Here is a 16067-nt window from a genome sequence, read left to right as displayed (position 1 = left end):
TCGATTTTTCTTTTTATCGGTAAATTTAAAAGCAATCGAAATCCTGGCCAAGTAGGCCGGGATTTTTTTCTTCTAAATAAATCCTAGTAATATGCTCTGATTTTCTTGGAGACTGAAAAGAAACGTGGTATATTTAAAAAGCGATTAAAAGTTTTCTGAATTTAACCTTTAAAACAAATGTCCTTGAAAAAAGAGTTGTCAGTTTAGTTGATTCTTACTAAGGAAAGAGGAAGCTTATGATCCCAATGCAATTTCTAAGCCAATACGTGAAAAACCCCCGATCAGTTGGAGCCTTGGTGCCGAGTTCCAAATTGCTTGCTCGACAAATGATAGCTCCCATCAAATTTGAACATGCAGAATGCATTGTTGAATATGGTCCTGGCACAGGGGTGTTTACAGAACAGATCATCCAGAAAAAAAGGCCTGATACTAAATTATTGGTATTTGAAACAAATGAAAAATTTTATCGCTTGTTGAAACTGAAATACGGAAGTCTTAAAAATGTCTACATTTTAAATGATTCCGCTGAAAAAGTAAGTGATTATTTGAAAAAACACTCTATTGAAAAAGCTGACTATATTATCTCGGGTTTGCCGTTTGCCAGCTTGCCTAAAACCGTATCTGCCAATATTCTTAAAGAAACACAAAACGTGCTGGCTGTTGAAGGTGAGTTTATCACCTTCCAATACACGAAATTCAAACAGAAATATTTCAATACCTTTTTTAGTGGTATAGAAGTCAATAAAGTTACCCTCAACATGCCGCCAGCATTTGTGTTTAAATGCACAAGATAAAAAACGATCCGCAGCTTTATGGCTGCGGATCGTTTTTTTATTAGTAGGGCACAATTTCAATTTCGATTTCAAGAGGGCCTGAAAGTTCCTCATTTGTTGTTTTGGAAACGGGAGGAGCAAAGGCGATCCGCACTGAAGTTAGTTCGCTTTCCGTGTCTTCCAGCGCCCAAGCGATACTTACTGCTTTCGTAGCACCGGCAGTGAAATTGCCGTCAATTGTCCACGTCCAATGCTTCAAAGGGTGAAGAGTTTCTCCGGTATTTGTAAGGAGTGATGCCTCATCCGGGTCGAAAAGGATATCCATATCCGAATAATTATTAATGACCATGTATGCAGAAATTACACGGACTATGTCTGTATCGCCAAAAACGACCCTTTTCTGTGCTTCACCAGGTTTGTAATCTATTACTGATACATCTTGCACGCTTACGTTCATTGCCCCCATTTCTACTGGAATAAAAGGGGTCTCAGAAAAATCCAAGGCTATTTCCTCGTTCAACCCGTAGCTTGCCAACCGAAATTCTCCATTGCTCGACTTTTGCCATTCTCCTGGATCAGCGGCGCTAAATTCCGATTCGGCAGATGGCGCTTCTTCAGCGGTTTTAGCGGACACCTTTTCTGCAGTTCTATTATCTTCTTCTTTTGTTTCCTGACCTATGCCACATGAGGCGAGGAGAAAAACAAACAAAAAAAGAAATAATTTAGTCTTAATTTTCACGTTTATTCTCCTTTTTTAAACAGTATATAAGAATTTAGATTCATCGTATATCTGTTTTTAACCGCATTATGCGGGTATACAAAAAATATATAAGGTGCCTTATCAATAAAATCATTTGCTGGGCGGAAAGTGGAGGTGGCAATATGAAGAAAGCGAGTCTTTTGTTAGCCGTTTCCTTGCTGCTGGGAGCTTGTGGCGGAGAACAAGCGGAAGGCGGACGGTCTTCTGATGTGGAGAAGGAAACGGAAGAAGGGCTGAAGGAAGAAGCGGTGGAAGTTGACTTTGTGGCTGCCAATGATGATTCGATACCGGCAGGAACTGTTGTAAAAGCGGAAGGAATTGCTTCACCGATCACTGGTACAGATATTGGCGATGAATTCCTATTGACGACACAAGACTCTGAAGGTGAAGGGACATATGTGGTCAGCAACAACAGCACTGTGAAAATTCAGGACGGCCAAGAAATTACAGTCTATGGATCATTTGATGGCAAAACGGAATCCGGTTCTCCAAAAATAACTGCAACAATAATCGAATAACTGAGACACGTGGCCTTCGCATTACTTTATTGAAGGCTTTTTATTACGCTTAAGTTTATTTCCCCTAGTAAGGAACATTTATACGCATAGAATTTTCCGAGCAAAAACATGGTGGAAAAATCGGCTATTATTTTCCCGGAAAATGCCGATATGATATGATAGTTTGTACAAATGAGGTGGGTAGATGCGTAAAAAATACAGGGATTTGAAGCGCAAAGGCAATGTGATTGTTTTTCCGACAACGATCAATCGCCTGCTGACAGACGGCATGAATTTTTTGAAAAACGAAAATTACGATGAAGCCAGAGACAAATTGTATCAGGTGCTTTCCTATGAACCGGATAATGCAGCGGCTCTTGGGGCGTATGCATACAGTTTATTTGAGCTTGGCGATTACGAAGAAGCGCTGGATGTTTGCAGGGAGCTCTTAAAAATTGGGCCGATTCATTATTTGGAGACGATGGAATTATACATAAGCATATTGATGCAAGTCCGGGAATATAAAGAAGCGGAACAAATGATTGAAATATTAATAGAAGAAAAAGTGCTGCCGGAAGAACGGCTCGAGCAGTTCCGGCAACTCCGTGATCTTAACGAACGAATCGTATCCAGTGCGCCAATTGAAAAAGTGGCGACTTCACTTTATTCGCTGGACCACTTCTTGACCTTAACACCTATAGAACAAGAACGGCTCATCATGGACTTGCCGCTCGAATCCTATAAGGCGATGAAGGATTATTTGATTAAGATTGTCGAGCATCCGAATGTCGACATGTTAACAAAAACATACATATTGTTCATGCTGCACCAGAAAAAAATACGTGGCTCTGTGCATATTCAAAAATTCCATTTCGAAGGATCGTTTTCCATTGCGGCATTGCCAGATCCAATCAATAATAACCGTTTGAATGCGGTTAAACGAAATTTAGAAGATGCATTGGTGCAAGACCCGACACGTTTGGGGATGGCACAGGAACTGTTCGAACGGCATATTTACTTGTTTTACCCATTCCAGTGGGAAGGTTACGAGCCGTTTGAAATCGCAGAAGCGTATTTAAGTTATTTGGATTTGTTGTTCACTGGAGAAGAAACCTTTACAGGTGACGAAAACTTGGCGAACCTTATCATAACGGCCGAACAATGGTTCGAATGGCGGAATGGATAGAAATAGTTGAACCTGACGACATCTATGCTATAATATGGAGGTTGTCAAAAACCGTATAAAAACGTGATACGACTTTGTAGAAAATGTTTGGAGGGCTTATATATGTCAGCAAAATGGGAAAAGCAAGAAGGTAACACAGGAACTTTAACAGTTGAAGTGCCTGCAGAACAAGTAAACGCAGGACTAGACAAAGCGTTTAAAAAAGTTGTAAAAGAAATCAACGTACCAGGTTTCCGCAAAGGGAAAATGCCTCGCCAAATGTTCGAAAAACGCTTTGGTGTAGAATCTCTTTACCAAGATGCTTTAGACTTCATCTTGCCAGATGCTTATGCAAATGCTGTTGAAGAAGCAGGAATCAACCCTGTTGACCGTCCTGAAATCGACATCACGACATTAGAAAAAGGCCAACCGCTTGTATTTACAGCTAAAGTGACGGTTAAACCGGAAGTTCAGCTTGGCGAATACAAAGGCCTTGAAGTATCAAAACAAGATACTGAAGTAACTGACGAAGAAATCGAAAACCAATTAAAAGAAAACCAAGACCGTTTTGCTGAACTGGTTGTAAAAGAAGACGAAGCAATCGCTCAAGGCGACACAGCTGTTATCGACTTTGAAGGTTTTGTTGACGGAGAAGCATTCGAAGGCGGTAAAGGAGAAGATTATTCTCTTGAAATCGGCTCTAACTCTTTCATTCCTGGATTTGAAGACCAATTGGTCGGCGTAAAATCCGGAGAAGAAAAAGAAGTGGAAGTTACTTTCCCTGAAGAATACCACGCTGCTGAACTTGCAGGAAAAGCTGCAACATTCAAAGTGAAAGTAAACGAAGTAAAAGGCAAAGAGCTTCCTGAGCTAAACGACGAGTTAGCTAAAGAAATCGATCCGGAAGTAGCAAGCCTTGAAGAATTGCGCACGAAAATGAAAGAAAACCTAACTGCAGAAAAAACACAAGCTGCTGAAACGACTCTTCGCGATGAGCTTGTGCAAAAAGCTGCTGCTAATGCAACAATCGATCTTCCGCATGCAATGATCCACACTGAAATGGACCGCATGATGCAGGACTTCGAACAACGTTTGACTCAACAAGGCATGAACCTTGACCTTTACTACCAATTCTCTGGCCAGGACGAAGAAGCTCTTCGCGGCCAAATGCACGGAGATGCTGAAACGCGCGTACGTATTTCGTTGACGCTTGAAGCAATCGCTGCTGCTGAGAACATTGAAGTAACTTCTGAAGACATCAACAACGAACTTGAGAAAATGGCTGGCCAGTTCAACATGCACATCGAAGCGATCAAAACTGCTCTAGGCGGCACTGAAATGCTTGAAAACGATATCCGTATGCAAAACACAGTTGAATTCTTGCTTGAAAACGCAAAATTCGTTGAGAACGAAAGCGCAGCTGCAGACGCAGACGCTGAATAAAATAGCCCCACATAAGCAAGACCTATAAACAAGGCGCGGAGACGCGCCTTGTTTTACTCTACATAGAATAAGGTACTATTAGTGCATAGCAATATAACTTTAGCCCAAATCTTATTAGTTGCTGAATTGAATAGAATCTTGTAAGATAATGGCTTGAATAGGGGTGAATACATTGTTCAAATTCAATGACGAAAAAGACCATTTAAAATGTTCGTTCTGTGGCAAACCACAAGAGCAGGTTCGTAAACTGGTTGCAGGGCCAGGTGTTTATATTTGTGACGAATGTATTGAGCTGTGTACGGAAATCGTAGAAGAAGAGCTTGGTACAGAAGAAGAAGTGGAATTCAAGGAAGTGCCAAAGCCGAAAGAGATATTAAACATTCTTAACGGTTATGTAATCGGGCAGGAAAAAGCGAAAAAATCGCTCGCTGTTGCGGTCTACAACCACTATAAACGCGTTAACTCAAATAGCAAAATCGATGACGTCGAGTTGTCGAAGTCCAATATTGTTTTGATCGGACCAACAGGCAGCGGGAAAACTTTGCTTGCTCAGACGTTGGCACGCATACTGAATGTGCCGTTTGCAATTGCTGATGCCACTTCGTTAACAGAAGCTGGATATGTCGGCGAAGACGTTGAAAACATTCTGTTAAAATTGATCCAAGCTGCAGACTATGATGTGGAACGCGCTGAGAAAGGGATCATCTATATCGATGAAATCGATAAAGTTGCCCGGAAATCCGAGAACCCATCCATTACACGCGACGTTTCAGGCGAAGGCGTGCAGCAAGCTTTGCTGAAAATCTTGGAAGGCACAACTGCAAGCGTGCCACCGCAAGGCGGACGCAAGCATCCTCACCAGGAATTCATCCAAATCGATACGACAAACGTCTTGTTCATCGTTGGTGGAGCTTTTGACGGAGTTGACCAAATCATCAAACGCCGTCTTGGCAATAAAGTGATCGGCTTCGGAGCGGATCCGAACAAAGAAGAGCTGGATGAAAAATCACTGCTTAGCCAGTTGATTCCTGAAGACTTGCTAAAATTCGGTCTGATTCCTGAATTCATCGGCCGTCTGCCGGTATTGGCGAGCCTTGAGCAATTGGATGAAAATGCGTTGGTTCAGATTTTGACTGAACCAAAAAATGCGCTGATCAAACAATATCAAAAAATGATGGAACTGGATGATGTTGAATTGACGTTCGAAAACGCCGCTCTTGTGGAAATTGCCAAATTGGCAATTGAACGCAAAACAGGCGCACGTGGACTTCGTTCAATCATTGAGAATATCATGCTTGAAGTTATGTTCGACTTGCCGTCTCGTGAAGACATCGTCGAATGCATCATTACAAAAGAGACAGTTGCCAATAACGTACAGCCGAAATTGATCTTAAAAGACGGTTCGGAATACATTGGTGATAATAACGAAAAAACATCCGCTTAATGCAGCGCTAACCATGGGATAGAATTTCTCTTGGTTAGCAGCGAGAAATTCAGGCTTTTCGGGCAGTAGTGCTTTACTGATATAATTAAAGCAGAAATTTTCTGACCGTAAAAGCGGGAAAAAGGATGATACGGGCTGACTTTGATCGTGCACATCCGTGCGTTCAAAAGTCAGCCTTTTTTTAAAGAAAAGGTGAGGCATCCTTCTGTTTCTCAGAAGGGATATGACATGCTGATAAAGCGGCTTGTTTAGAAAGTATAGTCGAGCGGCTTGAAAGTACGAAAAGCTGGCTGCTAATGACTGGACACCGAAAAACATAGTTGTTTGCCTTTAACTAATAGAAGCAATAATTAAATCTTACGGAGGTGGCTTTCACCATGGCTAAAAGAAAAGTGACAAAACGTGTGCCGCTTTTACCGTTGCGCGGGCTCCTCGTGTTCCCGACGATGGTATTGCATATTGACGTTGGCCGGGAACGGTCGGTAGCTGCACTGGAACATGCTTTGCTTGAAGACAACATCGTATTTTTGGCAACACAAAAAGAAATGGGTACTGAAGAGCCAGGCAAGGACGACCTTCAGAAAGTCGGAACGCTTGCTTATGTAAAACAAATGCTCAAACTGCCAAACGGTACAATCCGTGTGCTTGTGGAAGGTTTAGAACGCGGCCAATGGAAAACTTACGAGGAAGAAGAAACTTTTTCGCTTGTTGAAGTAACTTCTTTCCCTGATGAAGATGAACGCGACGCTGAACAAGATGCATTAATGCGTTTGCTGCTCGAGCATTTTGAGAAATACGCCAAAGCGTCGAAGAAAGTGACGACTGAAACATACAATACAGTGGCGGACATTGAAGAACCAGGCCGCTTGGCTGACATGGTCGCTTCTCATTTGCCGTTGAAATTGGCAGGCAAACAGGAAATTCTGGAAACATTCGATGTCAGCCAGCGGTTGGAAATGCTTATCAGCCGCTTGCACAATGAACAAGAAGTTATCGACCTGGAAAAACGCATCAATCAGCGCGTTAAAAAAGCAATGGAGCAAACGCAAAAGGAGTTTTACTTGCGTGAGCAGATGAAGGCCATCCAAACGGAACTTGGCGACAAAGACGGCAAATCAGGTGAAATTGTCGATTTGAAAAAACGCATTGAAGATGCCGGTATGCCAGAATCCGCCCAAAAAGCTGCATTGAAAGAGTTGGATCGTTATGAAAAATTGCCATCAGCTTCTGCAGAAAGCGGCATTATCCGCACATATATTGAATGGCTCGTCACGATTCCTTGGTCGCAATCAACTGAAGACCGCTTGGACATCAAATATGCGGAAGAAGTTCTCGACCGCGATCACGATGGTTTAGAAAGTGTCAAAGAGCGCGTCTTGGAATATTTAGCGGTCCAGCAGATGACCCAGTCGCTTAGAGGCCCGATCCTTTGTTTAGTCGGACCTCCGGGCGTAGGAAAAACATCGCTGGCGAAGTCGATTGCCGAGTCGCTCGACCGCAACTTTGTCCGCGTATCACTTGGCGGCGTACGTGACGAATCTGAAATCCGTGGTCATCGGCGTACGTATATCGGTGCTATGCCAGGCCGGATTATCCAGGGCATGAAACGGGCAGGGACAGTCAATCCGGTCTTCTTGCTCGACGAAATCGATAAAATGTCCAATGATTTCCGGGGAGACCCATCATCGGCCATGCTGGAAGTTCTTGATCCCGAACAAAACAACACGTTCAGCGACCATTATATAGAAGAACCTTACGATCTATCGAACACATTGTTCATTGCGACAGCAAACGATTTGAGCTCGATTCCAGGTCCGTTGCGCGACCGGATGGAAGTTATTACGATTGCCGGCTATACAGAAGCCGAAAAGCAGAAAATCGCGAAAAACCATTTGGCTCCGAAACAGCTGAAAGAACATGGTTTGACCGAAGAGCAATTGCAATTTGACGATGCTGCGCTTCTTGCGGTTGTCCGTTACTACACACGGGAAGCGGGAGTTCGTGGACTGGAACGCCAGATTGCTTCGATTTGCCGGAAAGTGACAAAACAGATTGTCTCCGGTGAGAAAGAACATGTGCTTGTAGAAGAAGAGGCAGTCGAAGAGTACTTGGGCAAACGCAAATTCCGCTATGGCATGGCCGAAACTGTAAACCAGGTCGGCGTCGCAACCGGGCTTGCCTATACGACGGTAGGCGGCGATACACTTCAAATTGAAGTATCGTTATCGCCAGGTTCAGGAAAACTGCAGTTGACCGGTAAACTTGGGGATGTCATGAAAGAATCGGCACAAACCGCTTTGTCGTTCGTAAGAGCAAAAGCCGAATCTCTTGGAATCGACCCGAATTTCCATGAATCCCAAGATATTCACATTCACGTGCCTGAAGGCGCTGTGCCAAAAGATGGCCCTTCAGCCGGCATCACGATTGCCACTGCACTCGTATCGGCATTGTCAAAACGCCCGATCCGGCGTGAAGTCGGCATGACGGGTGAAATTACTCTTCGCGGACGCGTGCTGCCGATTGGCGGAGTAAAAGAGAAAACGCTCAGTGCTCACCGCGCCGGGCTAACAACCATCATCCTGCCAATCGACAACGAACGGGATATTGAAGATATTCCGGAAACCGTCCGAGAAGAACTGACATTCAAACTTGTTTCTCAGGCGGATGAAGCATTAGAAATCGCATTAGAAGGAGAAACTCAATGATAGTCCATAATGTAGAACTTGTTATAAGTGCTGTCCGTCCGGAACAATACCCGGAAGACGGCTTGCCGGAATTCGCACTGGCCGGCCGCTCGAACGTCGGAAAATCTTCGTTCATCAACAAAATGATCGGCCGCAAGAGCATGGCACGCATTTCCTCAAAACCGGGGAAAACACAAACCTTGAATTTCTATAAGATCGAAGAAAAATTGTTTTACGTCGACGTTCCGGGCTATGGCTACGCAAAAGTGTCCAAGTCGGAGCGCGAGGCCTGGGGCAAAATGATCGAACGCTATATCACTGGCCGCGAAGAGCTTAAAGCGGTGATCCAGATTGTCGACCTTCGCCATCCGCCGAGCCGCGACGACGTCAATATGTACGATTTCATGAAGCATTACGATATTCCGTGCATCATCATTGCGACTAAAGCGGATAAAATTCCTAAAGGCAAATGGGACAAGCATAAAAAGATCGTCCGTGAAACGCTGGATATGGATAAGAACGATCCATTGATCGTCTTTTCATCCGAGACCGGCCTTGGAAAAGATGCCGCTTGGGCAGAAATCGAAAAAAGAATGTAAGTGTATAGAAACTGCAGATCCTCTTGTAAGACGAGAGGATCTGCAGTTTTTTATTTCACTGTATTCAAAAAAGGGTTAAAGAAATTGCTTCAGGCGGATGGTTTCTGACGATGCAGGCGAATGATTTTTTCAAAACGGTGAAGAGGCTAGGCGGCTGGTGGGCAAAATCGAAGTTGTTTTGCGGAATTCCTGTATAGCGAAATAACAAGCCATAGAAGTTCTATTTAAGCATCTAGAACCATATAAATAAGGCTACAATAACAAAATTTCTTTCCATAGAAGCACCTTCAAAAGCAGAAAATCCCCAAGTTCTCTCACAATTTCGAATAAGAGCAATATCCTTGTTGTTCAAGAAAAGCTTTGGTAAAATTACATTATAATAATTATAAAGAAGCGGATTTTCATCGCTTGTTCACAATTAAAAGGCTTATAAACCAGTTAAAGTGGTATAATAATAGATATGAAATATGGAACGTGAAAGGTGTTTTGACCCATGCATACACTAGTAGTCGGGGTAAACTATCGCTCTGCACCCGTAGGGATCCGGGAAAAGCTTTCATTTATTGAAACCGAACTCCCGAATGCGATGCAAGCGCTAAAAGAACAAAAAAGCATATTGGAAAATGTTATTGTCTCAACGTGTAACCGGACTGAGATCTATGCGGTGGTCGACCAGCTTCACACTGGGCGTTATTACGTGAAGCAATTCTTGGCGAACTGGTTTGACATTCCGCAAGAGGACTTTTCTCAGTATTTATTTGTGCACGAAAAAGACGAGGCGGTTGAGCATTTATTCCGTGTGACTGCAGGCATCGACTCGATGGTGCTTGGCGAAACCCAAATCCTTGGACAGGTAAGAAACAGTTTTCTTGCCGGCCAGGAAAACGGCACAACCGGTACGGTATTTAACCAATTGTTCAAACAAGCGATTACGCTTGCTAAAAAAGCGCATTCGGAGACAGCGATTGGTGAGAACGCCGTATCGGTTTCGTATGCAGCGGTTGAACTTGGCAAGAAGATTTTTGGTTCCCTGAAAAACAAACATGTCGTTATTTTAGGTGCGGGCAAAATGGGCGAACTTGCGATTAAGAACTTGCAAGGAAGCGGAGCCGACCAGGTGACGGTTATTAACCGTACATTCGAAAAAGCTGAAACATTGGCTGACAAGTTTGGTGGGCGCGCCAAATCGATGAACGAATTGCAATGTGCATTGTTGGATGCTGACATTTTAATCTCATCTACAGGAGCAACAGATTTCGTCATCGATCTTGAATTGATGCAGCATATCGAGAAAATCCGTAAAGGCAAGCCGTTGTTTATGGTGGACATTGCCGTGCCTCGGGATATCGATCCGGCTGTCGGTGATTTGGCGAATGTTTTCTTGTACGATATTGATGATATGCAAGGGATTGTTGAAGCGAACTTAGCGGAACGTGAACGTGCAGCCAATGAAATCATGGCAATGATCGATCAGGAATCGGAACAGTTTAACGACTGGTTGACTACGCTTGGTGTAGTGCCGGTGATTTCCGCACTTCGCAAAAAAGCGTTGACGATCCAAGAAGAGACAATGGCCAGCATTGAAAACAAAATGCCGGATTTGACAGACCGTGAAAAGAAAATCCTGAATAAGCATACAAAATCGATTATCAACCAATTGTTGAAAGACCCGATCCTGCAAGCGAAGGAATTGGCCGGTGCGCCGAAATCCCGCGAGCAGTTGGAGCTTTTCCAGCAGATCTTTGGAATCGAAGATGAAGTTGAAGCGGAATTTGAAAAACAAACAAAGGCTGTTCAGGCAAAAGCCGAAGCAGCTGCTGAAGAGAAAAAACATTCTACACAAGAAACTCCCAGATATTCATTTTAAGCTTTCTAAAAGAGGCGTTTTCGAATCTATATGTTAAAATGTAGAGACGGAACGCCTTTAACTATGGAAACGAAGGGGAATAGGATGGCTGACATAACAATGGCAAGGCTGCACGAAGCTATGGTTATTCTATATGCAGTCAGCCTTGTTTTTTATTTTATCGATTATTTATATAAAGAAAATAGGGCAAGCCGGATTGCCATGGTTCTGCTGGGGGTTGTTTGGGCCATGCAGACAGCCTTTCTTGTGTTCTATATTATTGAAACACAGAGGTTTCCAATCTTGACCTTATTTGAAGGCATTTATTTTTACGCTTGGCTTCTAGTGACGCTGTCGATCATCTTGCGCATTTTTTATAAATTTGATTTTGCTGTCTTTTTTATCAATATTATAGGTTTTATTTTTATGACGATCCATACGTTTGCGCCTGTGCAGATCGAACGTTCACCGATAGGGGAAGCGCTTGTGTCGGAACTTTTACTGATCCATATCACATTTGCGATTTTGTCCTATGCGGCCTTGTCGTTAGCGTTTGTTTTTTCGGCGCTCCATATGATCCTATATAGGCTGCTGAAAAAGAAAAAATGGACAAAACAACTGAGCAATATGCCGTCGCTCGGCCAAACCGAGCAAGGTATGACCATTTCCATCCTGGTTGGCATTACGCTTCTGTTCGTCTCGCTTATCCTTGGCCTTCAATGGGCCTATATCTCCCTCGAAGAATTTTCGTTGCTCGATCTAAAAATTGTCGGTTCGTTCATTCTGCTGGTTGTCTACAGTTGGTTGCTATTCCGCCACAGAGGCGGCTCGCTGAACGGAATGAACTATGCGAGAGCCCATATTTACGCATTTTTACTGTTGCTGGTCAATTTCTTTTTAGGAAGCCGGCTATCTGATTTTCATTTTTGGTATTAGGGAAAGGTAGGATTTACTTGAGAAAAATTATTGTAGGTTCAAGAAGAAGCAAGTTGGCATTGACGCAGACTGGCCAGTTTATCGATAAGCTGAAAGCGGCAGGAGCGCCGTTTGAGTTCGAAGTCAAAGAAATTGTTACAAAAGGCGACCGCATCTTAGACGTAACATTATCGAAAGTCGGCGGCAAAGGGTTGTTTGTTAAAGAAATTGAACAAGCGCTTTACGACAATGAAATCGACTTTGCTGTCCATAGCATGAAAGATATGCCGTCCGTTTTGCCGGAAGGCTTGGTCATTGGCTGTATTCCGGAACGTGAAGATCCCCGTGATGCATTTATTTCGAACAACCATGTAAAATTTCTGGACCTTCCTGTCGGAGCGGTTGTTGGAACAAGTTCCCTGCGCCGCAGTTCCCAATTGCTCCTAATGCGCCCGGATCTGGATATCCAGTGGATCCGCGGAAACATCGACACACGATTGGAGAAATTGGAGTCCGGTGAATATGATGCCATTATTTTAGCGGCTGCCGGTTTAAAGCGCATGGGCTGGAAAGATGAAATCGTGACGGAATTCCTTGAAGTGGAAGAATGCTTGCCGGCAATCGGGCAAGGTGCACTTGCTATCGAGTGCCGTGAAGGCGATACAGAATTGCTTGCTGAACTTGCGAAAGTCAATGATGAGAACACAGCGCTTGCCGTAACAGCAGAACGCAAATTCTTGCGAGATATGGACGGCAGCTGCCAAGTGCCAATCGCGGGGTATGCGACTGTTTCGAATGGCGATATCTCGTTTACTGGTTTGATATCTTCCCCTGATTCTCTGGAAGTGTATAAAGAATCTATCGTCGGCCAAGATCCGATTGAAACTGGCCGGATTGTTGCAGAACGCATTAGCTCACAAGGCGGTTATGATTTGATCCAAAAAGTCAAAGCCGAGAACCATGTCTAAAGAGAGCTTGCCGCTGCTGCAAGAAACCGTCATTTTCACGGGTTCGAAAGAGCCGTTGGAAGCGATGGACCGAGTCAGGAATCTAGGCGGCACTGCGATTTATTTGCCCCTGATTGCAACTGCGATCCGCCAATCGGAACTGCCGGATTTCACTGCCTATGAATGGCTCATTTTCACTAGCCGCAACAGTGCGGAAGCGTTTTGCATGCTTGATGTTCCGGTCAACAGCAAAATTGCAGCTGTTGGGGAAAAAACAGCTGAAGTGCTGGAGCAACATGGCTGCCGCGTCGATTTTATGCCGAGTGTCTATAGCGCCGACCGGTTTATAGAAGAGTTTCCAAGAGCGGCCGGCAAGGCACCTTGTTTGTTTATCAAAGGATCGCTTGCCAAAAATACGATCGCGTCAATGGACATGCCCGTCGACGAATGGGTGATTTACGAAACGACGCTGAATATCGATAACGCAAAAAAACTGGCTGCTATAAAAAATGCAGTCGTCCTATTTGCCAGTCCCTCTGCTGTTTCGGCTTACCGGGAAGCAGGAGGCGATTGGCAAGGCATCAAAGTAGCCGCTATCGGTCATGTTACACGTGACGCCATTCTTCAAAATAGAGGCCATGTTGATTTTATTCCTGAAAAATACACGATACTTGATGCACTTAATGAAATTGTGAAGGGAAGTTGTTTAGATGAATGAATTGAATTTCAACCGCCACCGCCGTTTGCGCGGTTCAGCAAATCTTCGTTCGATGGTCCGCGAAACAAGCCTGCATAAAGAGGATTTCATTTATCCGTTGTTTGTGGTGGAAGGCGAAAACATTAAAGAAGAAATTTCTTCAATGCCGGGCGTGTTCCATTTTTCATTGGACCGTTTAGGGGAAGAATTGGATGAAGTCGTGGCACTTGGCATTCCTTCTGTCATTTTCTTCGGCGTGCCAAATGAAAAAGACGCAATCGGAACGCAGGCTTACCATGACCACGGCATTACACAAGAAGCAATTCGTTTTGCCAAAGCCCGCCATCCGGAACTTGTGGTGATTGCAGATACATGCTTATGCCAATACACAGACCACGGCCACTGCGGCGTAATCGAGAACGGCGTTATCCTGAATGATGAATCGCTTGATCTTTTGGCTCGTACAGCTGTGTCCCAAGCAAAAGCAGGTGCTGACATTATCGCACCATCGAATATGATGGACGGTTTTGTGGCAGCAATCCGTTTCGGACTCGACCAGGCAGGATTCGAAAATGTGCCGATTATGTCTTATGGCGTGAAATACGCGTCCGCTTATTATGGCCCGTTCCGTGAAGCTGCTCACTCAACACCGCAATTCGGCGACCGCAAAACTTATCAGATGGATCCGGCAAACCGATTGGAAGCACTTCGCGAAGCAGCTTCTGATATCGAAGAAGGCGCTGACTTCATGATCGTCAAACCCGCTCTTTCGTATTTGGACATCATCCGTGAAGTGCGCGACAACTACGATTTGCCGATCGTCGCTTATAACGTATCAGGCGAATACGCCATGGTCAAAGCGGCAGCGATCAACGGTTGGGTGGATGAGAAGAAAATGGTACTCGAAACGCTATTAAGCATGAAGCGCGCAGGCGCAGATATTGTTATGACATATCATGCAAAAGATGCCGCACGCTGGTTGGAGGAGAAATAAATGGGCTACGAAAAATCGATTGCAGCATTTGCAGAAGCGAAAACATTAATGCCTGGCGGTGTCAACTCACCGGTCCGCGCATTCAAATCGGTCAATATGGATCCGATTTTCATGGCGTCCGGAAGCGGCGCAACGATCACTGACATCGACGGCAATACATACATCGATTATGTATTGTCATGGGGGCCGCTGATCCTTGGCCATACACATCCTGAAGTGGTCAAAGCGATCCAGCAAGTGGCTGTATCCGGCACTTCGTTCGGAGCACCGACATTGCTTGAAAATGAATTGGCGAAACTCGTGATGGAACGCGTGCCGTCGATTGAAATGGTCCGCATGGTTTCTTCCGGTACGGAAGCGACGATGAGTGCGCTGCGTGTAGCAAGAGGCTACACTGGCCGCAGCAAAATTCTGAAATTCGAAGGCTGCTACCATGGCCATGCTGATAGCCTTCTGATCAAAGCCGGTTCAGGTGTCGCGACACTTGGCTTGCCGGACTCTCCGGGTGTGCCAGAATCGGTGGCACAAAACACAATTACGGTTCCGTATAATGACCTTGAAAGCGTCCGTTTGGCGTTCCAGGAATTCGGTGAGGATATTGCGGCAGTTATCGTTGAACCGGTTGCCGGAAATATGGGCGTTGTCCCGCCTCAACCAGGATTTTTACAAGAACTGCGCAACTTGACGACTGAAAATGGCACGGTGTTGATCTTTGATGAAGTCATGACCGGTTTCCGCGTAGGTTATAACTGCGCCCAAGGGCATTTTGGAGTAACGCCTGACATGACATGCCTTGGCAAAGTAATCGGCGGAGGGCTGCCAGTCGGTGCATTCGGCGGCAAGCGCGAAATCATGGAACAAGTAGCGCCAAGCGGCTCGATTTATCAAGCTGGCACTTTGTCCGGCAATCCGCTTGCCATGACAGCAGGATTTGAAACCTTGTCCCGCTTGGACGAAAGTTCTTACGAGACATTCATCGAGCGCGGCGACCAGCTGGAAAAAGGCTTCCGTGAAGCGGCTGAGACATACAACATTCCGCACACGGTAAACCGTGCAGGTTCGATGATCGGCTTTTTCTTTACAAATGATGAGGTTGTCGATTTTGCTTCAGCAAAAACGTCCGACACGGCACTCTTTGCTGATTACTACCGCTTGATGGCGGAAGAAGGCATTTTCTTGCCGCCTTCCCAGTTCGAGGGTATGTTCCTGTCAACCGCCCATACAGAAGAGCACATTGCCAAGACCGTCGAAGCATTCCATACTGTCTTCGCTAAATTGGCACGTTAATAAAGAGTAAAAAACC

General features: G+C 44.7%; 14 protein-coding genes. 13 read left to right on the top strand and 1 reads right to left on the bottom strand.

All coding sequences use genetic code 11. The features are described from left to right. Positions 1–236 precede the first annotated feature (236 nt). On the top strand, positions 237–794 hold the full coding sequence (locus B0H99_RS11660) for a class I SAM-dependent methyltransferase (RefSeq protein WP_106533859.1): 558 nt from the start codon (positions 237–239) through the stop codon (positions 792–794). A gap of 40 nt (positions 795–834) precedes the next feature. Here B0H99_RS11660 and B0H99_RS11655 read toward each other — a convergent pair whose 3' ends face one another. After that, the gene (locus B0H99_RS11655; RefSeq protein WP_106533858.1) at positions 835–1512 is read right to left on the bottom strand and encodes a hypothetical protein; all 678 of its coding nucleotides are present in this window, start codon (positions 1510–1512) and stop codon (positions 835–837) included. 143 nt (positions 1513–1655) lie between these two features. Here B0H99_RS11655 and B0H99_RS11650 point away from each other — a divergent pair, with 143 nt between their 5' ends. The 12 genes from B0H99_RS11650 (at position 1656) to hemL (ending at position 16051) form a co-directional block, all read left to right on the top strand. After that, the gene (locus tag B0H99_RS11650; RefSeq protein ID WP_106533857.1) at positions 1656–2051 is read left to right on the top strand and encodes a hypothetical protein; all 396 of its coding nucleotides are present in this window, start codon (positions 1656–1658) and stop codon (positions 2049–2051) included. A gap of 184 nt (positions 2052–2235) precedes the next feature. Then, positions 2236–3216: a tetratricopeptide repeat protein gene (locus B0H99_RS11645; RefSeq protein WP_106533856.1), complete on the top strand. Its 981-nt coding sequence runs from the start codon at positions 2236–2238 to the stop codon at positions 3214–3216. A 102-nt stretch (positions 3217–3318) separates the two neighbouring features. Then, positions 3319–4638 (top strand): trigger factor, encoded by a 1320-nt coding sequence (tig, locus tag B0H99_RS11640; protein ID WP_106533855.1) that lies wholly within the window; start codon positions 3319–3321, stop codon positions 4636–4638. A 172-nt stretch (positions 4639–4810) separates the two neighbouring features. After that, the gene (gene clpX / locus B0H99_RS11635; RefSeq protein ID WP_106533854.1) at positions 4811–6082 is read left to right on the top strand and encodes an ATP-dependent protease ATP-binding subunit ClpX; all 1272 of its coding nucleotides are present in this window, start codon (positions 4811–4813) and stop codon (positions 6080–6082) included. 377 nt (positions 6083–6459) lie between these two features. Then, on the top strand, positions 6460–8787 hold the full coding sequence (lon, locus tag B0H99_RS11630) for an endopeptidase La (protein WP_106533853.1): 2328 nt from the start codon (positions 6460–6462) through the stop codon (positions 8785–8787). After that, positions 8784–9365, top strand: a complete 582-nt coding sequence (gene yihA / locus B0H99_RS11625; protein WP_106533852.1) for a ribosome biogenesis GTP-binding protein YihA/YsxC — start codon at positions 8784–8786, stop codon at positions 9363–9365. The genes lon and yihA overlap by 4 nt, the downstream gene beginning before the upstream one ends. Before the next feature lie 493 nt (positions 9366–9858). Further along, a complete protein-coding gene (gene hemA / locus B0H99_RS11620; RefSeq protein WP_106533851.1) occupies positions 9859–11232 on the top strand; it encodes a glutamyl-tRNA reductase in 1374 nt (457 codons plus the stop codon). A gap of 84 nt (positions 11233–11316) precedes the next feature. Then, positions 11317–12147 (top strand): cytochrome c biogenesis protein CcsA, encoded by an 831-nt coding sequence (gene ccsA / locus B0H99_RS11615; protein ID WP_106533850.1) that lies wholly within the window; start codon positions 11317–11319, stop codon positions 12145–12147. Positions 12148–12164: 17 nt separating this feature from the next. After that, entirely contained in the window at positions 12165–13094 is a 930-nt protein-coding gene (gene hemC, locus B0H99_RS11610; protein WP_106533849.1) for a hydroxymethylbilane synthase, read from the top strand. Then, positions 13087–13791: a uroporphyrinogen-III synthase gene (locus tag B0H99_RS11605; protein ID WP_106533848.1), complete on the top strand. Its 705-nt coding sequence runs from the start codon at positions 13087–13089 to the stop codon at positions 13789–13791. The genes hemC and B0H99_RS11605 overlap by 8 nt, the downstream gene beginning before the upstream one ends. Then, the gene (gene hemB / locus B0H99_RS11600) at positions 13784–14764 is read left to right on the top strand and encodes a porphobilinogen synthase (protein WP_106533847.1); all 981 of its coding nucleotides are present in this window, start codon (positions 13784–13786) and stop codon (positions 14762–14764) included. The genes B0H99_RS11605 and hemB overlap by 8 nt, the downstream gene beginning before the upstream one ends. Continuing rightward, a complete protein-coding gene (gene hemL / locus B0H99_RS11595) occupies positions 14765–16051 on the top strand; it encodes a glutamate-1-semialdehyde 2,1-aminomutase (RefSeq protein ID WP_106533846.1) in 1287 nt (428 codons plus the stop codon). Positions 16052–16067: the final 16 nt, after the last annotated feature.

This window comes from Planomicrobium soli, assembly GCF_003014655.1.
In the GTDB taxonomy this organism is placed as follows: Bacteria; Bacillota; Bacilli; order Bacillales_A; family Planococcaceae; genus Planococcus; species Planococcus soli_B.
Note: the sequence above shows the minus strand (reverse complement) of the source record. Positions and strands in the feature narration are given on the sequence as shown.